The 22353-nt window shown below is 71.1% G+C and carries 24 protein-coding genes; 22 read left to right on the top strand and 2 right to left on the bottom strand.

Annotated elements, in window-relative coordinates:
• The first annotated feature begins 204 nt into the window (after positions 1-204).
• Positions 205-1635, top strand: coding sequence for a M23 family metallopeptidase (locus ACU6RU_RS03795; RefSeq protein WP_259455275.1), 1431 nt, complete (start codon positions 205-207; stop codon positions 1633-1635).
• An 80-nt stretch (positions 1636-1715) separates the two neighbouring features.
• Here ACU6RU_RS03795 and ACU6RU_RS03790 read toward each other — a convergent pair whose 3' ends face one another.
• Complete coding sequence (locus ACU6RU_RS03790) at positions 1716-2249, bottom strand: inorganic diphosphatase (protein WP_120263697.1); 534 nt, start codon at positions 2247-2249, stop codon at positions 1716-1718.
• Between the two features lie 571 nt (positions 2250-2820).
• Between ACU6RU_RS03790 and tilS the strand changes: the two genes are divergently transcribed.
• The 21 genes from tilS to ACU6RU_RS03685 all read left to right on the top strand — a co-directional run bounded on the left by tilS (position 2821) and on the right by ACU6RU_RS03685 (position 20941).
• Positions 2821-3822, top strand: a complete 1002-nt coding sequence (gene tilS, locus ACU6RU_RS03785) for a tRNA lysidine(34) synthetase TilS (RefSeq protein ID WP_289330705.1) — start codon at positions 2821-2823, stop codon at positions 3820-3822.
• A gap of 9 nt (positions 3823-3831) precedes the next feature.
• Complete coding sequence (gene hpt / locus ACU6RU_RS03780; protein ID WP_120263695.1) at positions 3832-4383, top strand: hypoxanthine phosphoribosyltransferase; 552 nt, start codon at positions 3832-3834, stop codon at positions 4381-4383.
• An 84-nt stretch (positions 4384-4467) separates the two neighbouring features.
• The gene (gene ftsH / locus ACU6RU_RS03775) at positions 4468-6483 is read left to right on the top strand and encodes an ATP-dependent zinc metalloprotease FtsH (protein ID WP_120263694.1); all 2016 of its coding nucleotides are present in this window, start codon (positions 4468-4470) and stop codon (positions 6481-6483) included.
• Positions 6484-6492: 9 nt separating this feature from the next.
• Positions 6493-7083, top strand: coding sequence for a GTP cyclohydrolase I (gene folE / locus ACU6RU_RS03770; RefSeq protein ID WP_023952933.1), 591 nt, complete (start codon positions 6493-6495; stop codon positions 7081-7083).
• Complete coding sequence (gene folP, locus ACU6RU_RS03765) at positions 7080-7916, top strand: dihydropteroate synthase (RefSeq protein ID WP_289330706.1); 837 nt, start codon at positions 7080-7082, stop codon at positions 7914-7916. Before folE ends, folP begins: the two co-directional genes overlap by 4 nt.
• Positions 7913-8281 carry a dihydroneopterin aldolase gene (gene folB / locus ACU6RU_RS03760; protein ID WP_120264443.1) on the top strand — a complete coding sequence of 123 codons (369 nt, stop codon included), beginning with the start codon at positions 7913-7915 and terminating at the stop codon, positions 8279-8281. Before folP ends, folB begins: the two co-directional genes overlap by 4 nt.
• Positions 8278-8826 carry a 2-amino-4-hydroxy-6-hydroxymethyldihydropteridine diphosphokinase gene (gene folK, locus ACU6RU_RS03755; RefSeq protein WP_120263692.1) on the top strand — a complete coding sequence of 183 codons (549 nt, stop codon included), beginning with the start codon at positions 8278-8280 and terminating at the stop codon, positions 8824-8826. Before folB ends, folK begins: the two co-directional genes overlap by 4 nt.
• Positions 8823-9311, top strand: a complete 489-nt coding sequence (locus ACU6RU_RS03750; protein ID WP_446725925.1) for a DUF3180 domain-containing protein — start codon at positions 8823-8825, stop codon at positions 9309-9311. The genes folK and ACU6RU_RS03750 overlap by 4 nt, the downstream gene beginning before the upstream one ends.
• A complete protein-coding gene (locus tag ACU6RU_RS03745) occupies positions 9259-9867 on the top strand; it encodes a PH domain-containing protein (protein ID WP_120263690.1) in 609 nt (202 codons plus the stop codon). The genes ACU6RU_RS03750 and ACU6RU_RS03745 overlap by 53 nt, the downstream gene beginning before the upstream one ends.
• The gene (locus tag ACU6RU_RS03740; protein WP_220700905.1) at positions 9864-11651 is read left to right on the top strand and encodes a PH domain-containing protein; all 1788 of its coding nucleotides are present in this window, start codon (positions 9864-9866) and stop codon (positions 11649-11651) included. The genes ACU6RU_RS03745 and ACU6RU_RS03740 overlap by 4 nt, the downstream gene beginning before the upstream one ends.
• Entirely contained in the window at positions 11648-12352 is a 705-nt protein-coding gene (locus ACU6RU_RS03735) for a DUF2520 domain-containing protein (RefSeq protein WP_289330707.1), read from the top strand. The genes ACU6RU_RS03740 and ACU6RU_RS03735 overlap by 4 nt, the downstream gene beginning before the upstream one ends.
• Positions 12349-12987, top strand: a complete 639-nt coding sequence (locus ACU6RU_RS03730) for a formylglycine-generating enzyme family protein (RefSeq protein WP_120263688.1) — start codon at positions 12349-12351, stop codon at positions 12985-12987. The genes ACU6RU_RS03735 and ACU6RU_RS03730 overlap by 4 nt, the downstream gene beginning before the upstream one ends.
• A gap of 84 nt (positions 12988-13071) precedes the next feature.
• On the top strand, positions 13072-14589 hold the full coding sequence (gene lysS, locus ACU6RU_RS03725; protein WP_289330708.1) for a lysine--tRNA ligase: 1518 nt from the start codon (positions 13072-13074) through the stop codon (positions 14587-14589).
• Positions 14590-14684: 95 nt separating this feature from the next.
• On the top strand, positions 14685-15854 hold the full coding sequence (locus ACU6RU_RS03720; RefSeq protein WP_289330709.1) for a DUF4192 family protein: 1170 nt from the start codon (positions 14685-14687) through the stop codon (positions 15852-15854).
• Positions 15855-15859: 5 nt separating this feature from the next.
• Positions 15860-16051, top strand: a complete 192-nt coding sequence (locus tag ACU6RU_RS03715; RefSeq protein WP_120263685.1) for a hypothetical protein — start codon at positions 15860-15862, stop codon at positions 16049-16051.
• Positions 16052-16116: 65 nt separating this feature from the next.
• Positions 16117-17586: a cardiolipin synthase gene (gene cls, locus ACU6RU_RS03710; protein WP_259455348.1), complete on the top strand. Its 1470-nt coding sequence runs from the start codon at positions 16117-16119 to the stop codon at positions 17584-17586.
• A gap of 59 nt (positions 17587-17645) precedes the next feature.
• Positions 17646-18380, top strand: a complete 735-nt coding sequence (locus ACU6RU_RS03705) for a hypothetical protein (RefSeq protein ID WP_289330710.1) — start codon at positions 17646-17648, stop codon at positions 18378-18380.
• A gap of 207 nt (positions 18381-18587) precedes the next feature.
• Entirely contained in the window at positions 18588-19190 is a 603-nt protein-coding gene (locus ACU6RU_RS03700; protein ID WP_446725924.1) for a SipW-dependent-type signal peptide-containing protein, read from the top strand.
• 8 nt (positions 19191-19198) lie between these two features.
• Positions 19199-19840 (top strand): SipW-dependent-type signal peptide-containing protein, encoded by a 642-nt coding sequence (locus ACU6RU_RS03695; RefSeq protein ID WP_120263681.1) that lies wholly within the window; start codon positions 19199-19201, stop codon positions 19838-19840.
• Positions 19841-19853: 13 nt separating this feature from the next.
• The gene (locus ACU6RU_RS03690) at positions 19854-20474 is read left to right on the top strand and encodes a S26 family signal peptidase (RefSeq protein WP_446725923.1); all 621 of its coding nucleotides are present in this window, start codon (positions 19854-19856) and stop codon (positions 20472-20474) included.
• Positions 20471-20941, top strand: coding sequence for a hypothetical protein (locus ACU6RU_RS03685; RefSeq protein ID WP_120263680.1), 471 nt, complete (start codon positions 20471-20473; stop codon positions 20939-20941). The genes ACU6RU_RS03690 and ACU6RU_RS03685 overlap by 4 nt, the downstream gene beginning before the upstream one ends.
• Here ACU6RU_RS03685 and ACU6RU_RS03680 read toward each other — a convergent pair whose 3' ends face one another.
• Entirely contained in the window at positions 20942-22309 is a 1368-nt protein-coding gene (locus tag ACU6RU_RS03680) for a pyridoxal phosphate-dependent decarboxylase family protein (protein WP_446725922.1), read from the bottom strand.
• Between the last annotated feature and the right edge of the window lie 44 nt (positions 22310-22353).

Here is a 22353-nt window from a genome sequence, read left to right as displayed (position 1 = left end):
AACGTTCACGCTTACCGAGGGACAAGCATATGCGATCCGCCGCCGATGTGCGAATCGGGGGCGTGGCGTCCGCCGCCCGGGCGTGTCTCCGGGGCACAATGGCGAGGTTCGCACAGTCCGGACGTCGTCGACGACGCTTCCGGTGATGTGACGTGTGTTGCTACTGTGAACGAAGTTGCTCACGCGATATGGAGGTTCACCCGCGTGCGATACGAGAGCCTCGACTCCCCCGAAGACTGCGGCTGCGCCCCGACACCCGCAGAGAGCAAGAAGCTCTCGCAGCTGATCTCGCGCCGCGGCGCCCTCGGCCTCGGCGCCGTCGGCTTCGTCGCAGCGACGGCGTTCCTCGCTCCCGGCATCCCCTCCGCCTTCGGAATCGAGGGCTACCCGTCGTGGGACGACGTGCAGCGCGCGAAGGGCAACGAGGCCGCGAAGGCCGCGGAGATCTCGCGCATCGAGAAGCTGATCGCCGACCTGGCCGCGGATGTCGCGTACAAGCAGGCCGAGGCGGCTCGTCTGGGCGAAGAGTACGCGCAGGCCCAGGCAGCGTTCGAAGACGCTAGCGCCCGCGCCACCTCGCTGCAGGATCAGGCCGACGCGCAGTCCGCCGCGGCTCTCGAGGCCGCACGCCGCGCCGGCAAGCTCGCCGCTCAGCTGTACCGCAACGGCGGCGATGACACGAGCCTGAAGCTCTTCTTCTCCGATTCCGCTGCGAGCGCCGACGACCTGCTGGCTCGTCTCGGCACGATGGACAAGCTGCTGCAGGCTAACCGCGGCGTCTACACGGATGCCGTCACCGCCCGCGAGACCGCCCAGAGCCTGAGCGATCAGGCTGGTGTGGCCCGCGACGAGCGCGACCGTCTGAAGGTCGAAGCCGAGCAGAAGATGATCGCGGCGCAGGAAGCCGCGACGGCCGCTCAGGCGGCCCTCGAAGAGCAGACCGCGAACATGGCGACCCTCGAGGCACAGCTCGCCGCCCTCAAGGACGAGACGGCCACGACTGTCGCGGGTTACCAGGCCGGAGTCGAAGAGCAGCGCCGTCGCGACGAGGAGCGTCGTCGCCGTGAGCGCGAAGAGGCGGCCCGTCGTGCCGCCGAGGAAGAGCGTCGTCGTCAGGAAGCCGCAGCCGCGGCAGCCGCCGCTGGCAACAGTGGCGGTGGCGGCGGTGGCGGCGGTGGGGGCGGCGGCGGCGGTGGGGGCGGCGCCGGGCAGGTTCAGCCCTCCGGCTGGGTACGCCCCGGTCCCGGCTACATCAGCTCCTGGTACGGCAACCGCGGCACCATCTGCTCCGGCGGTGTGTGCACCAGCGGGCACCGCGGCATCGACTTCGCCGGCGGATGCAGCGCCCCGATCTATGCCGCGGCATCCGGAACCGTCGTCTTCGCGGCCTACACGAACAGCTGGGGCAACTACATCAAGGTCGACCACGGCGGCGGCATCATCTCCGGTTACGCGCACATCCAGAACGGCGGCTTCAACGTCGGATACGGACAGCGCGTCTCGGCCGGACAGGTCATCGCCTACGCCGGCAACACCGGCATCTCGCAGGGCTGCCACCTGCACTTCGAGATCTACCGCAACGGTGAGCGCATCGATCCCGCGCCGTTCCTTCGCGATCGCGGCATCTCGGTCTGAGCTTCAGCGCTCACGAGCCCGGAACAACGAAGGAGGGGCGGATGCTGCAGCATCCGCCCCTCCTTCCGTTCGTCTGAGACTCAGAGCGAGTTGGGCGCTTCGCCCTCACCCTGCGTCTTGGTCTGGCCCTCGTGCTCCTCGAAGCGCTCGAACGCCTCGGAGACGAGACGCTCGGCCTCGGCGGCGCCGGCCCACTCGTCGACCTTGACCCACTTGTTGGGCTCGAGGTCCTTGTAGTGCTCGAAGAAGTGGCCGATCTCGTTCTTGGTCCAGTCGTCGATGTCGCCGACATCCTGGATGTGGGCCCACCGCGGGTCTTTCGCCAGCACGGCCACGACCTTGTCGTCGCCGCCGGCCTCGTCGCTCATCTTCAGCACGGCGACGGGGCGGACCTTCGCCAGCACGCCGGGGTAGATGTCGCGGTCGAGCAGCACGAGCACGTCGAGCGGGTCGCCGTCTTCGCCGAGGGTGTTCTCGAAGAAGCCGTAGTTGCTGGGGTATCCCATCGGCGTGAACAGCACGCGGTCGAGGAAGACCCGGCCGGTGCCGTGGTCGACTTCGTACTTCACGCGGCTGCCGCGGGGGATTTCGATGACGGCGTCGTACGCGCCCATACGTGTGCTCCTTCGATATGACGGTGGGATGCCGCCGTCCAGCCTACTTCGCGGCGCCCGCCGTGCCGTATACAGGCTCAGCCCGGATTTTGCGTCTGCCGCCGAGCTGCCAGGGAACCCCAGCCTGTCGACGGCACGAGCCCGGCGGATGACGGTCAGTCTCCGGCCGGTGCCCGCACCCCACGCTCGCTGCGCCGTCCGCAGGCTTAGCGACGGGTTGAGGCTGCCGGGAGGGCCGCGCAACGTGCTCAGCCTGTTGACGGCACGACGCCGACCCCGGCCTCGCACGACCCCGGCCCTCGCACGAGCCCGCCACCGCCCCGAGGCCGGGCCCGTGCCGCCGGCTGCGCCGTCCGCAGGCTCAGCGTCGGGTTGAGGCTGCCGGGAGGGCCGCGCAACGTGCTCAGCCTGTTGACGGCACGACCACGACCCCGGCACGACGCCGACCCCGGCACGACCCCGACCCCGGCACGACCACGACCCCGGCACGACCACGACCCCGGCACGACCCCGGCACGACCCGACCCCCGCCCGAGCCCGCCATCGGCACGAGCCCGGCTACCGTAGGGGCGTGCCGTCGCTGAGCCCCGCCATCGCCGAGGTCCGTCGTGCCGTGCGGGCGTCACTGTCGGCATTGCCTTCCGGGAGCACCGTCATCGTCGCGCTGTCGGGCGGGCCCGACTCGCTGGCCCTCGCCGCAGCAACAGCCTTCGAGGCCCCGAAGCTCAGTTTGCGCGCCGCCTCGCTCACGGTCGACCACGGGTTGCAGCCCGGCTCCGACGAGGTGGCTCTCACGGCCGCGCGCGCCGCCGCGGGCCTCGGACTCGATCCGCTGGTCGTGCGCGTCGAGGTCGGCACCGCGGGAGGCCCGGAGGCCGCGGCCCGCGAGGCGCGCTACGGCGTGCTGCGGGATGCCGCGCGCGACGCGAACGCCGCCGCCGTGCTGCTCGGTCACACCCTCGATGATCAGGCCGAGACGGTGCTGCTCGGGCTGGCGCGCGGCGCCGGGGCGACGAGTCTCGCGGGCATGGCGCCCGACCGCGCCGACGACGATTCCGGCGTGCGCTGGCTTCGGCCGCTGCTGGGGGTGCGCCGCGAGACCACGCTCGCCGCATGCGCGGCGGCCGGGCTCGACCCGTGGCTCGACCCTCACAACTACGACGACCGCTTCCGGCGGGTGCGGGTCCGCGAGCGGGTGCTGCCGCTTCTCGAAGCAGAGCTCGGCCCGGGCGTGGCCGAGGCGCTGGCCCGCACGGCCGAGCAGCTGCGTGAGGACGCGCAGGCGTTCGACGACATGATCGCCGAGACGATCGAAGACATCGTCGAGCCGGCCGAGGCGGGCATCGCGATCTCGGTCGCCGCGCTCGCCGCCAATCCTCCGGCGCTGCGCCACCGCATCATCCGGCTCGTCGTGCAGAGCGAGTTCCACGAGAGCCTCACGCGCAGCCAGACCCTCGAGGTCGCCCGGCTCGTCACCGACTACTCCGGTCAGGGACCGATCGACGTTCCCGGATGCCGCGCCCGCCGCGTCGGCCGGCTCATCGAGTTCTCGGCGGGCGGGAGCGGCGCCTAAACTCGTCGCATGCGTGCTGCCGAGATCGCCGACCAGCTCACCGACGTCCTCGTCACGGAGGAGGAGATCCAGGCCAAGCTCGCCGAGCTCGCCGCCCGGGTCGAGGCCGACTACGAGGGTAAGGAGCTCATCCTCGTCGGGGTCCTCAAGGGCGCCGTGATGGTCATGGCCGACTTCGCCCGCGCGCTCAAGCGCGACATCACGATGGACTGGATGGCGGTGTCGTCGTACGGCGCGAGCACGAAGTCGAGCGGTGTCGTGCAGATCCGCAAGGACCTCGACGCCGACCTGCACGGCAAGCACGTGCTGATCGTCGAGGACATCATCGACTCGGGCCTCACCCTCAGCTGGCTGCTCGAGAACTTCCAGTCGCGCGGCGCCGAGTCGCTCGAGGTGCTGGCGCTCCTGCGCAAGCCCGAAGCCGCGAAGGTCGAGATCGACTGCCGCTATGTCGGCTTCGACATCCCGAACGACTTCGTCGTGGGCTACGGCCTCGACTACGCCGAGAAGTACCGAAACCTGCGGGATGTCGCGGTCCTCGCGCCGCACGTATACAGCTGAGCGGGCTTCGCGTGGCGGCTCCCGGTACGCCCAAAACGAACGCACAGAGCCCGCATAGTCGGCGCGGGGTAGCCTGATCGCACCATGGACGTCAAGAAAGTCACGCGCAACCCGCTGATGTACGTGTTGCTCATCGGCGCGCTGCTGCTGATCGGCTTCATGCTGATCTCCAGCCTCACCGGCGCGAAGCAGATCACGACCCAGCAGGGCTTCGAGCTGCTCAAGGGCGACACCGTCACGAAGGTGCAGACCACGGACGGCGATCAGCGCGTCGATCTGACGCTCTCCGACGACTTCGAGGGCTCGAAGCAGGTGCAGTTCTACTACACCTCCGCGCGCGCCGACGAGGTCGTCTCGGCCGTCGACGCGGCGAACCCCGCCGACGGGTACAACGACGTCGTGCCGCGGGCCACGTGGTTCGACGGATTCCTCTCGCTCATGCTGCCGCTGGTGCTGCTGGGCCTGCTCTTCTGGTTCCTGATGTCGAGCGCGCAAGGCGGCGGCAGCCGCGTCATGCAGTTCGGCAAGTCGAAGGCGAAGCTCGTCACGAAGGAGACCCCGACGGTCACCTTCGGCGATGTGGCCGGCTCCGACGAGGCCATCGAGGAGATGCAGGAGATCAAGGACTTCCTGAAGGACCCGACGAAGTTCCAGGCCGTCGGCGCCCGCATCCCGAAGGGTGTGCTGCTGTACGGCCCTCCCGGAACCGGTAAGACGCTCCTCGCACGCGCCGTCGCGGGCGAGGCCGGTGTGCCGTTCTACTCGATCTCGGGTTCGGACTTCGTGGAGATGTTCGTCGGTGTCGGCGCGAGCCGCGTTCGCGACCTCTTCAAGGAGGCGAAGGAGAACTCACCCGCCATCATCTTCATCGACGAGATCGACGCCGTCGGTCGCCACCGCGGCGCCGGCATGGGCGGCGGTCACGACGAGCGCGAGCAGACGCTCAACCAGATGCTCGTCGAGATGGACGGCTTCGACCCGAAGGTCTCGGTGCTCGTCATCGCGGCGACCAACCGTCCCGACATCCTCGACCCCGCGCTGCTGCGTCCGGGTCGCTTCGACCGTCAGATCGGCGTCGACGCCCCCGACCTCAAGGGCCGTCAGAAGATCCTCGAGGTGCACGGCCGCGGCAAGCCGCTGTCTCCCTCGGTCGACCTGGCCGTCATCGCTCGCAAGACCCCGGGCTTCACCGGTGCCGACCTCGCGAACGTGCTGAACGAGGCGGCGCTCCTGACCGCGCGCTCGAACGCGCAGCTGATCGACATGCGCGCCCTCGACGAGGCGATCGACCGCGTCATCGCCGGTCCGCAGCGTCGCACGCGCGTCATGAAGGACAAGGAGAAGCTCATCACGGCCTATCACGAGGGCGGTCACGCCCTCGCTGCGGCGGCGATGAACCACTCCGACCCGGTCACGAAGGTCACGATCCTCCCGCGCGGCAAGGCGCTCGGCTACACGATGGTGCTGCCGCTCGAAGACAAGTACTCCGTGACCCGCAACGAGCTCCAGGATCAGCTCACCTACGCGATGGGCGGGCGCGTCGCCGAGGAGGTCGTGTTCCACGACCCCACGACGGGGGCCTCGAACGACATCGAGAAGGCGACGGGCATCGCCCGCAAGATGGTCACCGAGTACGGGATGACGACCGAGGTCGGCCCCGTCAAGCTCGGGTCGTCGTCGGGTGAGGTGTTCATGGGCCGCGACATGGGTCATGGCCGCGACTTCTCCGAGCGCATCGCCGAGCGGGTCGACGCCGAGGTGCGGCTGTTGATCGAGCAGGCGCACAACGAGGCGTACGAGGTCATCAACGCCAATCGCGACGTCCTCGACAAGCTCGCTCTCGCCCTCCTCGAAGAGGAGACCCTCGACCACCTGCAGCTCGCCGAGATCTTCAAGGACATCAAGAAGCTCCCGCCGCGCCCGCAGTGGCTCTCGAGCCAGGATCGTCCGGTGTCGACCCTGCCCCCGATCGACGTTCCCAAGCGTCGCGAAGAGGCCGGGCTGGCGGCATCCGCCGTCGCCGAGACGGAGACCGAGACCGCCGCCGAGCGTGCCCCGCACCGTCGCCCCTCGGGGCAGGCGCGACCCGCGACCGCGTAGGCTCGGGGCGTGGCCGTCGATCGCGAACGCGTCGCCGCCCTCGTGCGCGACCTGCTCGAGGCGATCGGGGAGGACCCCGACCGTCCCGGGCTGAAGCAGACCCCGCAGCGGGTCGCCGACGCGTATGCCGAGTTCTTCTCGGGAGTGGGCGCCGACGCTGCCGAACCGCTCGCGCACACGATCTCGGTCGCGCGGGGCCCCGCTCCCGACACGCTGCCGTCGGGCGCTGTCATGGTGCGCGGCATCCGGTTCCGTTCGTTCTGCGAGCACCACCTGCTGCCCTTCGCCGGACACGCCCACATCGCGTACCTGCCGGGTGAGCAGGTGGTCGGGCTCGGCGCGCTGCCGCGGGTGGTCGACACGCTCGCGGCGCGACCGCAGGTTCAGGAGCGCCTGGGCGAGCAGATCGCCGACACGATCGCGGGTGCGCTCGATGCGCGCGGCGTGCTGGTCGTGCTGGATGCCGCCCACGAATGCGTCACGATGCGCGGCGGACGACAGACGGATGCCTCGACCGTGACGGTCGCCGCCCGCGGCGTCTACACCGAGCCGGCCGAGCGGGCCGAGCTGATCGCGCTGATCTCGGGCGGCGCAGCATGACGCTGATCATGGGCATCCTCAACATCACGCCCGACTCGTTCAGCGACGGCGGTCGGTACCTCGACCTCGACGTCGCGATCGGTCACGCCGAGGCTCTGCGACGCGCCGGCGCGCACATCGTCGACGTCGGCGGCGAGTCGACCCGGCCGGGCGCCGAGCGCGTCGAGCCCGACGTCGAGCGCGGGCGCGTCGTCCCGGTGATCGAGGCGCTCGCGGCGCGGGGCATCGTGGTGAGCGTGGACACGATGAACGCCGGCACCGCGTCGGCCGCGGTCGCGGCGGGGGCCCGGATCATCAACGACGTCTCGGGTGGGCTCGCCGACCCCGAGATGTTCGCCGCGGTCGCGACATCCGACGCGGATGTCGTCATCGGGCACTGGCGCGGACACTCGACCGACATGTACGCCGCCGCCCGGTACGAGGACGTCGTCGGAGAAGTGATCGCCGAGCTCCAGGAGCGCGTGGGCGCTGCGATCGCGGCAGGTATCGCCCCCTCACGCATCGTGCTCGACCCCGGCATCGGTTTCGGCAAGCGGGGCGACCAGAACTGGGCGGTGCTGCACCACCTCGACCGTGTCGTCGGGCTCGGCAAGCGCGTGCTCGTCGGCACGAGCCGCAAGGGATTCCTGCGCGAGGCCATCGGAGACGTCCTGGACAGCGGGGATGCCGGGGCCGACGCAGCGGATGCGTCCGACATGGCGCGGCGCGACCTCGCGACCGCCGTCACGAGCGTGCTCGCGGCCGACGTGGGAGCGTGGGGAGTGCGCGTGCACGACGTCGAGTCGACACGCGACGCGCTGGCGGTGCGCTCTCGGTGGCGGGAGGCCCCATGAGCGACCGCATCACGCTGCGCGGCATCCGGGCCGTCGGGTATCACGGGGTCTACGAGCACGAACGGCGCGAGGGGCAGGAGTTCGTCGCCGACGTCGAGCTCGAACTGTCGCTGGCCGACGCCGCGGCGAGCGACGACGTGGCCGATACGGTGCACTACGGAGAGCTGGCCGAGAGAGTCGCCGCGATCCTGTCGGGCGAGCCGGCCGACCTCATCGAGACCGTCGCCGACCGCATTGCGCGCGCGGCCTTCGCGTTCGACCGCGTGGATGCCGTCGCCGTTACCGTGCACAAGCCGCAGGCGCCCATCGCGGTGCCTTTCGGTGATGTCAGTGTGACCCTCACCCGCCGACGGGAGAACCGATGAGCCGCCGTCTCGCCCAGGAATCGCCCGAGCCCCGCCCCACCGAGAGCGCGCTGACGCGGCGAGCCGTCGTCGCGATCGGCGCGAACCTCGGCGACCGGGCGGCCACGGTCGAGCACGCGATCGCCGACCTCGACCGGCTGCCCCTGACCCGGGTCGCGCGAGCCGCCGATCCGATCGAGACGGTCGCGCTGACCCTCGACGGTCCGGATGCCGCGGCCCCTGCATATCTCAACACGGTCGCCCTCATCGACACGAGACTGGCCCCCAGCGTGCTGCTGGGCTATCTGCATGCGATCGAGGAGCGCCATGGTCGCGCCCCGCGGACGGCCGATCAGGCCCGGTGGCAGGATCGCACGCTCGACCTCGACCTCATCGCACACGGCGACGTCGTCTGCGACACCCCGACGCTCGTGCTGCCGCACCCGCGCGCGCACGAGCGCGATTTCGTGCTCCGGCCGTGGCTGGCCGTCGACCCCGAGGCCGTGCTTCCCGGCCGCGGCCGGGTCGACGCGCTGCTGGCGGGTCTGACCGGGAGTGCATCGTGAGACGCACATCTCCCGCGACCCTCGTCGTCGCGGCAGTGCTGGGCATCGCCGCGGGGTTCGTCATCGACCAGCTGCTCACCGGCGCGGGCCGCGCGACGTTCACTCCGTCGGTCATGCTCCCCGTGCTCTTCGTGCTGCTGGGCGTCTCGGTCATCGCCCTCGCCCTCCCGATCCGCCGGGCGACCCGGGGCCAGGCTCCGCGGGTCGACCCGTTCCGGGCGGTTCGCGTCGCGATGCTGGCGAAGGCGTCGAGCATCGTCGGAGCGCTCGTCGGCGGCATCGGCGTCGGTCTCCTGCTCTTCCTTCTCACACGGCCCGTCCCGCCGTCAGTAGGCTCAACGGGAGCGGTCGTCGCCGCGATCGTCGCAGCCGTGGTGCTCGTGGCGGCCGGCGTGATCGCAGAACAGCTCTGCACCATTCGGAAGGACGACGATGACGACCAGCCCGGACCACCCGAGCCCGACGCCACTCCCTCCCACCACTGACGCTGCGGAGTCCGGCACGATCGACGCGACCCTCGATGCCGGCACCTATGACCGCATCCGCGAGCCCCGCGGGGCCGGACGTCTCGCTCTCGAGCAGGGCGTGTGGCACCAGATCTCACGCAAGTACCTCGCCGTTCAGCTGATCAGCAACGGTTTCGTCCTGGCGATCATCGTCGCCGTGATGCTCGTGCTGCTCCTGGTCGCCGACCAGCGGTGGGCGCTCATCCCCGGCATCATCCTGATCGTGCTGACCCTCGCGGGCATGGCGATCCTGCCACGCCAGGTGCGCTCGATCGGCTATCAGCTGCGCGAGGACGACCTCGTCTTCCGCCGCGGCATCCTGTGGCAGCGCATGGTCGCCGTGCCGTACGGCCGCATGCAGCTCGTCGACATCACGCACGGGCCGCTCGACCGCGGCTTCGGGATCGCGCAGCTGAAGTTCGTGACGGCCGCCGCAGCGACGGGGGTCGTGATCCCGGGCCTCACGCAGCAGGCCGCCGAGGCGCTGCGCGACCACCTGATGTCGGTGGCGGAATCGCGGCGGACCGGGCTGTGACCGACCCCGTCCCGAACCCGCCTACGGCCGACGCCGGGGTATCCGCCCCGCCCGCCGCGCTCGTCCGGTCGCCTCTCAGCGACGGCGAGTGGCACCGGCTGCATCCGCTCACACCGCTGCTGCGCGGCGGCCTCGCGCTGCTCGTCGTGCTCGGCATCGTCGTCGCGAACATGCGCGACCGGCTCATCAGCATCTTCGTGCCGGCCTTCGCCCCCGACGTTCCGATCGACGAGTGGGAGGAGTACGAGGCGGCCGGCGATCCGATCGGGTGGGTGCTGGCCAACAACCTCGTCCTCATCGCCCTGCTCGTCACCGTCGGCGTGCTCGCCGTCATCATCGGGGCGTTCTACCTGTCGTGGCGGTTCCACACGTTCCGCATCACCGAGGACGACGTCGAGGTGCGCAGCGGCATCCTCTCGCGCACCCAGCGCCGCGCGCCGCTCGACCGCGTGCAGGGCGTCAACCTCACCCGGCCCGCGGTCGCGCGACTTCTCGGAGCCGCGAAGCTCGAGATCGTCGGCGCGGGTGCCGACGCGAACGTCAAGCTCGAATACCTCTCGACCGGCAACGCCGAGACGATTCGCGCCGACATCCTGCGGCTGGCCTCGGGGCAGCGCCTCGCCGAACAGCGAGCAGCCGCGGCAGCCGCCGGTGGAGCGCGCATCGCGGTCGCCGACACCGTCGCTCGCGGCCTCACCGGTCTGATCGAGGGTGACGACGCGGATGCCGCCGAGCCCGAGTCCGTCGTGCGCATCCCGGCTGGCCGCCTGATCGGGTCGCAATTCGCCAGCTGGGGCACCGTCGTGATCCTCGCGGGCGCGACCGCGCTCGCGATCGCGCTGTCGCAGGGTGTGTTCTGGGTGCTGTTCGCCTACTTCCCGGCGCTGCTCGGATTCGGCGCCTACTGGGTGCGGACGATCGTGCGGTCGCTGCGGTACTCCATCGCGCCGACGCGCGACGGTGTCCGCGTGACGTTCGGTCTGCTCACGACCGTGTCGGAGATCCTGCCTCCCGGGCGCATCCACGCGGTCGAGATCACGCAGTCCATCCTCTGGCGCGGGTTCGGATGGTGGACGGTGCGGATCAACCGCATGACCGGCCGCAGCGCGTCCGACACGACGACCGATCAGTTCACCACCGTCCTCCCCGTCGGCACGCTCGCCGACGTCGAGCGGGTGCTCGGCCTCATCCTGCCGTCGGTCGCCGAGGAGGAGCGCGCGGCGATCGTCCGCGACGGTGTGCTCGGCGGCTCGTCCGCCGGGGGATACGTGACGACGCCGCGACGAGCACGCATCGTGCGTCCGCTGTCGTGGCGGCGCAACGGCCTCGCGATCACGGGCGACCTGCTGATGCTGCGGCGCGGGCTGATCTGGCGCATGCTCGCGGTGCTGCCGCTCGCGCGGCTGCAGTCGGTCGCGCTGCACCAGGGGCCGGTCTCACGCGCGCTGCGGGTCGCGTCTCTGCGCGCTCACACGGTGTCGGGCCCGGTGCTCACCGCGGTCGCGGGCATCGACCGCGACGACGTGATCGCGGCATTCGAGCGGGTCGCCGAGCTGGCGGTCTCGGCCGCCGCATCGGACCGCTCGCACCGCTGGGCCGAGACGACGGATGCCGCTGAGCCGGTGCTCTCCTCGCCGAGCCCGGAGCAGGCGAGATTCGCCGTGCCCGGGACGTCGGTGCCGTTGCCCCCGCCGGTCGGCGCGACCGAGCTTCCGCCGGGCGCCGTGCCCCCGCCGCCGTACGTGCCGCCGCGCGCGGACGACACCGCAGGGGAGGGCCGATGAGCGCGAGCTCGCGCCTGGGCGTCGGCATCATCGGAGCCGGCCGGGTCGGACCCGTGATCGGTGCCGCGCTCGCGGGCGCCGGCCACGCGCTGACCGGTGTCACCGCGGGATCCGACCGCGAGCGCGTGGACGCGGTGATCCCCGGGGTCCCGGTTCTCGACGCCGACGAGGTCGTGCGCCGCAGCGAGCTCGTCGTCATCGCGGTGCCCCACGACGAGCTGGGCCCGCTCGTGAGCGGTCTCGCCGAGCTCGGAGCCTGGCAGGTGGGGCAGCTCGTGCTGCACACCGACCCCGGGCACGGTCTCGACGTGCTCGCGCCGGCCGCCGCGCGAGGAGCCATCCCACTCGCCGTGCATCCCGCCATCGCCTTCACCGGATCGACCCTCGACCTGCGCCAGCTCGCGGGTGCGTACGCCGCGGTGACAGCGCCGGCCGCCGTCCTGCCGATCGGACAGGCTCTCGCCGTCGAGCTGGGCTGCGAGCCCGTCGTCGTCGCCGATGCCGACCGGCCCGCCTACGGCGAGGCGATCGCGACTGCGACCCAGTTCGCCGCCTCGATCGTGCAGCAGTCGGCCTCCCTGCTCGAGGATGCCGGCGTGCCCAACCCGGGCCGCTTCCTCTCGACCCTCGTGCACTCGACCGTCGAACGTGCGCTGACCGCCGCGGGGCGGGGCGCGAGCCCCGACGACGAGCTCCTGTGAGCGACCTCGAGCTCACCCGCATCCCCGCCGGTCAGCTGCCGGTCGCCGGCGCCGGCCGCGCGCCGTGGGTCGAGTCCTTCGAGATCGGCGTGTACCCCGTGACCGAGGAACAGCTCGGCGAGGTGCTCGGGGTGACGGCCGGGTACCCACGGCGTCCGGCGGTGCAGCTGTCGTGGCTGCGCGCGGTGCGGTTCTGCAACGCGCTGTCGGAGTGGGAGGGACTGGATCCCGCCTACGCGGTCGACGGCGACGAGGTGCGCTGGTACGACGACTCCGACGGGTACCGGCTGCCGACCGAGCGCGAATGGGAGTACGCCTGCCGCGCGGGCTCGCGGGCCGCGCAGTACGGACCGCTCGCCGAGATCGCCTGGACCGCTGCCGACAACCTCTCGTCGCCGCAGAACGTGGGCGGGCGGCATCCGAACCTCTTCGGCCTGTTCGACATGCTCGGCAACGTCTCGGAGTGGTGCTGGGACCTTTTCGCCCCCGACACGGGGTCGCGCGACCGCGTGTTCCGCGGGGGCGGGTTCGCCGACGCCGCGACGACCGTCCGGGCCGGCACGCGCCGCGGGGCTCGTCCCGACAGCGCTCACGACGACATCGGACTGCGAGTTGCCCGCGGGGCGATCGCGTAGGGGGCCGGTCCGACGGGTGTATCGCCAAGCACGCGTGACGCGCTCGGTAGACTGGCACGTCGAATCCCGAGGAGTTTTTCTGCCATGAGCGACGCGCCCGTGCCCCCCGTCGACGACGCCGACGACGTCATCGAGCAGAAGGCCGTGCGCCTCGCCAAGCGCGAGCGGCTGCTGAGCGAGCGAGCGGATGCCGCGGGCGGCGCCTATCCCGTCGCCGTGGCCGTCACCGACACGATCCCCTCGCTGCGCGAGCGCTACGCCGACCTCGAGGCGGGCGCCGAGACCGGCGTGGTCGCATCGGTCGCGGGGCGCGTCGTGTTCAGTCGCAACACCGGCAAGCTGTGCTTCGCGTCGCTGCAGGCCGGCGACGGCAGCCGCATCCAGGCCATGGTCTCGCTCGCCGAGGTCGGCGAGGAGTCGCTGCAGGCGTGGAAGGAGCTCGTCGACCTGGGCGACCACGTCTCGGTCACCGGCCAGGTCATCTCCAGCCGCCGCGGCGAGCTGTCGATCATGGTGAGCAGCTGGCAGATCGCGTCGAAGGCCCTCTTGCCGCTGCCGAACCTCCACTCCGAGCTCAGCGAGGAGAGCCGCGTGCGTTCGCGCTTCCTCGACCTCATCGTGCGCGACACCGCGCGCGAGACCGTCGTGGCCCGGGCGAAGGTCAACGCTTCACTGCGCCGCACCTTCGAGGCGCATGGCTTCCTCGAGGTCGAGACCCCGATGCTGCAGGTGCAGCACGGTGGCGCGGCCGCGCGCCCGTTCATCACCCACTCGAACGCCTTCGACACCGAGCTGTTCCTGCGCATCGCGCCCGAGTTGTTCCTCAAGCGCGCCGTCGTGGGCGGCATCGACCGCGTGTTCGAGATCAACCGCAACTTCCGCAACGAGGGTGCCGACTCGACCCACAGCCCCGAGTTCGCGATGCTCGAGGCCTACCAGGCGTACAGCGACTACAACGGCATCGCCGATCTGACGCAGGAGCTCATCCAGAACGCGGCCGTGGCCGTCGCGGGGTCGACGACCGTCACGTGGGCCGACGGCACCGAGTTCGATCTCGGCGGCGACTGGGACCGCATCTCGATGTACGACTCGCTCTCGGCCGCCGCGGGGCGCGACATCACCCCTGCCACCTCGCTCGACGAGCTGCAGGCGCTCGCGGCGGAGGTGGGCGTCGTCGTGCCCGAGAAGGTGGCGACGCACGGCAAGCTCGTCGAAGAGCTCTGGGAGCACTTCGTCAAGGGCGGGCTCGAGCGGCCCACCTTCGTCATGGACTTCCCCGTCGACACGTCACCGCTCGTCCGCGAGCACCGCACGATCGCGGGAGTCGTGGAGAAGTGGGACCTGTACGTGCGCGGGTTCGAGCTGGCGACCGGGTACTCCGAGCTCGTCGATCCGGTCATCCAGCGGGAGCGTTTCGTCGAGCAGGCCAAGCTCGGCGCCCGCGGCGACGACGAGGCGATGCACGTCGACGAGGAGTTCCTGCGCGCGCTCGAGCACGGGATGCCGCCCACCGGCGGCATGGGCATGGGCATCGACCGCCTGCTGATGGCGATCACGGGCCTCGGCATCCGCGAGACGATCCTCTTCCCGCTGGTCAAGTAGCCGCGGTTCCTGCGAGGGGAAAGCACCGGGCGGGGTTTCCACATCCTGCTCCGGACGGTCTCCGCACCCTCGCGCCCGGCGCCAGCCTGGTCTGCATGACCACGACTGTTCGCGCCGCGGATGCCGCGCACTTCCTCTCCCTCGTTCCTCATCTGCTCGGCTTCGCCCCGAGCCGCAGCCTCGTGGTGGTGCCGTTCGCCGGTTCCCGGAGCCTCGGTGCGATGCGGGTCGACTTGCCGACCGGCGCGCTCGGCGACCTCGACAGCGCAGCCGCGACGATCGTCGGAATGGTGTGCCGCATCCCGGATGCCGATGCCCTGACGGCGATCGCGTACGCTCCCGAGTCCGCGGGTGACGGGCTGCCGGGGGTCCCCGTATTGGCGGCGGTCAGCCGGGCGGCCGACGTCTGCGGCGTGCGGGTCGTCGATCTGCTGACCGTCGCGACGGACGGCTGGGGGTCGCACCTCGACGCGTCGTGCCCGGCGGGTGGGAGGCCGCTGAGCGAGATCGAACGGGCCGCTGCACGCCACGGTGATCCGGGCCCCGGCACGGCGATCGATCGCGACCACGCTGCCGGCGCGGACCTGCCGCGACGCAGCGCCGCGGAACGCCGCGTGGTGGGCGGCGCACTGCGCTCGCTCGAAGCGGCGCTCGCGGTGCTGTGCGGCATACCGCGGGTGGGCGGTGGTCGTCGGCGGCCGCGCGGTGAGACGGACGGCGCGGGCAGCGTCGACCAGGCGGCGCTCGAGGCCGCGTGCGAGCTCGACGATCCGCCGCGACTGTTCGAGCGGGTGCTCGAGGGCGATCCTGCCGACCTCGACCCCCTCGTCGTGGCGCTGCTGGTGTGGTGCCTCTCGCGTCCCTCACTGCGTGACGTGGCCCTCGTGCAGTGGGCGACGGATGCCGGCCGCGGCGACGACGCCCTCGATGCGCAGCGCCGGTGGGAGGAAGGCGAGGAGTATCCCGAGCGGCTCGGCCGGATCATGTGGGGTGACGGCGACCGGCCCGATCCCGACCGGCTGCTGGCCGCGCTCGCGGTGATGCGCGAGGTCGCCGCGCTGGCTCCGCGCCGATTGCGGCCCGGGCCGCTCGCGCTGTGCGCGTGGCTCGCCTGGGCGCTCGGGCGCTCCACGCACGCCGCGTCGTACGCCGAGCGCGCCCTGGAGATCGACCCCGATCACGGGCTCGCAGAGATCCTGCTGTCGTTCGCGCAGATCGGTCACCTCCCCGACTGGGCCTTTCATCAGCGGGGACACGTACGATAGGGGGCATGGACGAATACGTGAGCGCGGTCATCTGGTCGCTGCTGCCGACCCTGGTGGTCTCGGTGCTCTTCGTCTTCGTCCTCCGCGGCATCCTGCGCATGGATCGCACCGAGCGCCGGGCGTACGCGAAGATCGAGGCGCAGGAGCGTGCGGCCCGCGGGCTCGCCGCGCCGACGCCCGATAGCTCGACCCCCTGACCCCGTGGGATGAGCGGTCGCGCCCGATACGCTGATTCCGAGCAGATCGGAGGGGCGGCGTGACGATCGAGTTCACCGCGTTCGAGTTCCCCGGTTGGTGGCTCGTCCTGGTCTTCATCGCCGACCTGATCATCCGCATCACCGCGATCATCGTCGTCCCGCGAAACCGGCGGCCCACCGCCGCCATGGCGTGGCTTCTGGCGATCTACTTCATCCCGTTCGTCGGCGTCTTCCTCTTCCTGCTGATCGGCAATCCGCGCCTCCCGCGCAAACGGCGCCGGATGCAGCGCGAGATCAACCAGTACATCCGCGAGACCAGCGAGGGGCTCGACTTCGGGACCCTGCGCCCCGATGCTCCGGCCTGGTTCACCTCCGTCGTCACGCTCAACCGCAACCTCGGCGCGATGCCACTCGCGGGCGACAACGGCGCGGAGATCATCTCCGACTACGAGGAGAGCATCCGCCGGATGGCGGAAGAGGTGCGCAAGGCCGAGCGGTACGTGCACGTGGAGTTCTACATCCTCCAGTCCGACAAGACGACCGACGTCTTCTTCGCGGCGCTCGAGGAGGTCGCCGCCCGCGGGGTGACCGTTCGAGTGCTCTTGGACTACTGGGCCAACCGAGGCAAGCCGAACTATCGCGCCACCGTCAAGCGGCTCACGGCCATGGGAGCCGACTGGCATCACATGCTCCCGGTGCAGCCGCTGCGGGGCAAGTATCAGCGACCCGACCTGCGCAACCACCGCAAGCTGATCGTCATCGACGGGCAGGTGGCGTTCACCGGGTCGCAGAACATGACCGACTCGACGTACAACCTGAAGAAGAACATCAAGCGAGGCCTGCACTGGGTCGACCTGATGGTGAGGGTGCAGGGTCCCGTGGTGGCCAGCATCGACGCGGTGTTCCTCTCGGACTGGTACAGCGAGACCGGCTCGGCCCCCTCGGAGGACGTCGGCCTGTTCGAGCTCGAGAGCGGGCCGGGAGACCTGGACTGCCAGATCGTCCCGTCCGGGCCGGGATTCGAGTTCCAGAACAACCTCAAGCTCTTCACCGCGCTCCTGTTCGCCGCGCAGAAGCGCGTGATCATCGTCAGCCCGTACTTCGTGCCCGACGAAGGACTGCTGCTCGCGGTGCAGACGGCGTGCCAGCGCGGCCTGCAGGTCGAGCTGTTCGTCTCGGAAGAGGGCGATCAGGCGATGGTCTACCACGCGCAGCGCAGCTACTACGAGGCGCTGCTGCGAGCCGGCGTGAAGATCTGGATGTACCGCAGGCCGTACATCCTGCACACGAAGAGCCTGACGATCGACGACGACGTCGCCATCATCGGCTCGAGCAACATGGATATGAGGTCGTTCGGTCTGAACCTCGAGATTTCCATGCTCGTGCGCGGCGAGGAGTTCATCGCTCAGCTGCGTCAGGTCGAGGACCAGTACCGATCGCTCTCGCGCGAGCTCACCCTCGAGGAATGGATGAAGCAGCCGCTCCGATCGACGGTGCTCGACAACCTCGCGCGTCTGACCTCCGCCCTGCAGTGATCCGTTCTGAGACGATGCGCGGTGACGCGACACTCTCGGGATGACGGAAGGATGAGATCATGACGACGACACGCACGACCGCGGCATCCGCTCTGCTGCTCCTCGCAGCACTCGCTCTCGCAGGCTGCGCCACGACTCCCGGTGGGGCCGCCCCCGGCGGCGCGCCATCCAGCGGGTCGGATGCCGGCTCGCCCGCGCCCTCGCAGGAGGCCGACGTCGAGGCTGCGTGGCTCGACGGCGGGCGTGCCGTCGGCCTCGTGACCTACGGCAGCTCGTCGTGCCAGCCGGTCGTCGGCGAGGTCTCGGCCTCCGGGCAGACGGTCACGGTCGAGCTGAGCGACCCCGAGGGTGCGGCGTGCACGCGTGACTACGTGCCGCGGGCGTCGTACGTCGGGCTGCCGGCGGGCATCGACCCCGCGCAGGACCTCGAGATCGTCGTGACCGGTGGGTACACCGGCGACGCCGACCTCGACGGGGTCGCGGGCCTCGAAGCACCGACGGGTGACGTGAACGACGAGATGATGCCGAGCGCCGGCTGGTTCGACGACGCGGGTCTCGTGCTACTGACCTGGGGTTCGTCGAGCTGCCCGCCCGTGTTCGAGTCCGTGGCCCTCGACGGCGACGCGGTGCGCGCCACCGAGGCGGCTGCAGCCGCCGACCAGGTGTGCACGATGGACTACGCGCCCCGGCTGAGCGTGCTCACGGTCGAGGGTGTATCAGACGATGCGCGCCCCGGCGAGATCGTGCTCGTCTCGCCCGCGGGCGACGAGCAGCGCGTCGCCGTCATCGGCTGATTCCGGCGCTCCTCGGGCGTCTCCCCAGTAGTCGGCGGACCCGACTACTGAGGGAACGCTGAGCGCGAATCCCCGCATACGGGTTCTGCTCACGAGCCTCTCGCACGCGTGCATCCCGCGGCTACAGTCCTCAGGACCTGAACCGTCCGCGTCGCGCCCGAGGAGCCCCCCATGACATCCGCACCCCCATCAGCAGAACGATCCCGGATGGACGGACCCGCCGAGCCGCACCGCCGTCGGCGGATGGCCCTGGCGCTCGCGGCGGGCGGCCTGGTGCTCGGCGTCGGTGCGATCGTCACCCTCGCCGTCTGGAACGACTCGGAGTTCGCCACGGGCACCTTCGGCGCAGGCTCGTTCGACCTGCAGGGCAGCACCGACGGGACGACGTTCACGAGCGATGCCGCAGCGCCCGGGAAGACCCTGACCTTCACGATCGACGCCGACACTCTCGCCCCCGACGATGTCGTCTACGCGCCGTTCGCCGTGCAGCTCTCAGACACGTCGACGAACGAGGCGGCCGTCACCGTCGAGAACGTCATCGGCGGAGCCATCGGCGACGACCTCACCTACTCGCTGTTCGTCGAGGACGACTTCGGCGCGACGTGTTCGGCAGCCGCCCCGCCCACCGGTGCGGAGGTCGTCGCCGACCGCGCCGCCGACGCGACCGGAACCGTCGACGTCTTCGACCTCACTGCCGCAGGGACCCCGGTGAACCTCTGCTTCGTCGTGACGGCCGGTGCGATCGGGCAGGGCGAGGCCGGAACGATCACGTGGGAGTTCGCGGGCACGTCGGGCGACCCGCTGCCCTGATTCCGCGGATGCAGACGAGACGCGACGCACGGCGTCGGTGGCGGCGCCGGCGCGTGCTGGCGGTCCTCGCGGCGGGGACCGTGCTCGGGGTCGGCGCGGCCTCGACGATCGCGGCCTGGACCGACAGCGAGGTGGCCACCGGGGCGTTCGTCGCGAGCGTGTTCGACACGCAGTCGCAGACGGCCGGATCGCCGACCTACGCCAGCCACGCGACCACCGCGAACGCGGCGACCCTGACCTTCTCGGGCGGCGCGCTCTCGCCGGGCGCACTGGCGCAGGCCTGGATCAACGTGCGCACGTCTCCCACCTCGACCGTCGGAGGCACGGTCTCGTTGACGGCCGCGACCGCGACCGGCGGGCTGGCGTCGGCGCTCGAGTACCGCGCAGTGCGCCTGAGCGCCGCCGTTCCGACGGCCACGTGCAACGCGGCCGCCTTCACCTCGGGAACGCCGGTCTTCATCGCCGGCGGGGCGTCGACCTACATCCCGGTCACCACCGTTCCGAGCAGCGTCGTCGCGAACCCGATCGACGCAGCGGGAGCTCAGCTCGGCTTCTGCGTCGAGGTGCGCATCCAGCCCGGCGCCGCCAACACCTTCCAGGGCACATCCGGCACGGTGACGTGGACCTTCACGGGCACGTCGGCGAGCTGAGAGCGGGCGTGAGATGAGTTCCTCGACCCTCCCACCGTCCACGCGGGCGGCGACCCGTGCCGAGGCGCGGACGGCACGAGTCGCCGCCCCGCGGCGTGGCCGCCTCTCGCGGGTCGGTGACGTCGCCCTCGTCGTGGCGGCGGCGGCGGGAGCACTCTGCATCGTGCTGGCCATCGCGGCGGCCGTCTTCGACGTGCGTGTGACGCTGTTCAGCACCGGCTCGATGTCGCCGACGATCCCCGCCGGCGCGGCCGCCGTCGCCCGCGGCATCCCGGCTTCGGAGGTTCGCGTAGGTGATGTCGTGACCGTCGAACGCGCGGGCAAGCTGCCGATCACGCACCGCGTCACGAGCGTCGCCGGGGTGCCGGAGGGTGATCCCGAGGCGCGCCGGATCACGATGCGCGGTGATGCGAACGCGGTCGAGGACCCGTTCCCCTACGACGTGGAACGCGTTCGCATCGTGATGTTCTCCATCCCGGGGGCCGCACCTCTGATCGCCGCCGGTGCGACGCCGCCCGTCATGGTCGGGGTGACCGTGGCGGCGACGGTGCTCGTCGTGGCGGTCTTCTGGCCCAGGCGGGGCCGCGGAAGACCGCGGCGGCGGCCCGCATCCGCGCGGAGGGGTCGAACGTGAGACCGCGCCGCACCCGTAGCCGTGGCCGGTTCGTCGCCGCCGGACTCATGCTCGCGGGGTGTGCGGCCGCGGGGTTGCTCGCCCCGATCACGACCGATGCGGCTTGGGTCGACGCCGAGGTGGCCTCCTCGGCGACGCTCTCGGCGATCACGGTGACCTCGCCCGGGGCGGTCCGGTGCGTGCAGTCCGGGCTGCTCGTGCCCGCGGTCGTCGGGTGGAACGCCGCACCGACGGGAGGGAACATCGCCGGATACCGGTGGACGCTCGTGGGAGCGGCGAACCGCTCGGGAACCCTGCCGGCCACGGCGACCTCGGTGTCGCTCTCGCCCAGCCTCGTCGAGGTCGGTTCCTCGGTGTTCACCCTCTACGCGGTCGGCCCCGGCGGCTGGGAGCGTGCCGCCACGAACACCGCGACGATCGGCTTCCTCTCCGTCGCGGTCGGTCTCACGTCGTCCTGCGCGGCGTGATCAGGCCATCGTGTCGAGGATGCCGGTGAGGTCGTCGTACGTCGTACGCGGGTTGAGGATCGCGAAGCGTGCGTTCGTCCGTCCCGCGTGGCTGCTCGGGGTGACGAAGGCGTGCTGGCGCTCGAGCAGGTCCGACGACCAGCGGGCGTAATCGGACCGCTCCCACCCGACCCGCTCGAAGACGACGACGCCGAGCTGCGGCCGGCGGACGAGCGTCAGTTCGGGGCGGCGTTCGATCTCAGCGGCGATGCGCTCCGCGAGCTCGATCGACCGGGTGATCGCGTCGCGGTACACATCGGTGCCGTAGGTCGCGAGCGAGAACCACAGGGGAAGACCGCGCGGCCGGCGCGTGAGGTGCACGGCGTAGTCGGACGGGCTCCAGTCGGAGGTCTCGGTGAGCGTGTCGAGATACTCGGCGTGCTGCGTGTGGGCGCGCCGCCCGAGTTCGGGGTCGCGGTAGATGAGCGCGCACGCGTCGAACGGGGCGAAGAGCCACTTATGGGGGTCGACGATCACGGAGTCGGCGTTCTCGACACCGGCGAATCGATGGCGCGCGACCGGTGAGAGCATCGCCGCGAGACCGTACGCGCCGTCGACGTGCAGCCAGACGCCGTGTTCGCGCGTGACCGCCGAGACCGATGCGATGTCGTCGACGATGCCGAAATTGGTCGACCCGGCGGTCGCGACGACGGCGAAGACGCTCTCGCCGTGCTCCGCGAGCGCGGCACGCACCGCCTCGCCCCGCAGCACTCCGTCTTCGGCGACGGCGACCGCCACGACCTCGACATCCATGACCCGCGCGGCCGACGCGATCGACGAATGCGCCTCTGCGCTGCACACCACGCGCCAGCGGTCGGGACGGATGCCGCGGGCGCGGGCGGTCTCGCGTGCCGCGACGAGCGCCGAGAGGTTGCCGAGCGTGCCGCCCTGCACGAAGACGCCCCCCGCGCTCGCGGGCAGCCCGAATTCGTCGGCGAGCCAGCGCAGCACCTCGTTCTCGGCGTGAACCGCGCCGGCGCCCTCGAGCCAGGATCCGCCGTAGAGTGCGCTCGCCGAGACGACGAGGTCGAACGCGGCGGCGGCCTTCGAGGGCGCGCTGGGGATGAACGAGAGGTAGCGCGGGTCGTCGGTCGAGATGCACGACGGGGCGAGGATGTGCTCGAAGACCCCGATGGCCTTGCGGGCGCCGATGCCCTCGGCGTCGATCGTGCGGCCGGCCAGCCGGCGCAGCTCGGACGGCGGCAGGGGCTTGTCGAGCGGCGTGTCCTCGGCGAGGAGCCGGCCGCGCGAGTACTCCAGCACGAGATCGACGATCGCGCGGGTCTCGTCGGTGACGTCGTGCATACGGGCGGGGAAGCGCTCGGTCATGGGTCCTCCTTGCGTCGAGGGTAGTTCTGTCGGGGCGGTTCGGG

This window comes from Microbacterium sp. F1-18 (assembly GCF_052921305.1).
This window is presented reverse-complemented; position numbering and strand designations above follow the sequence as displayed.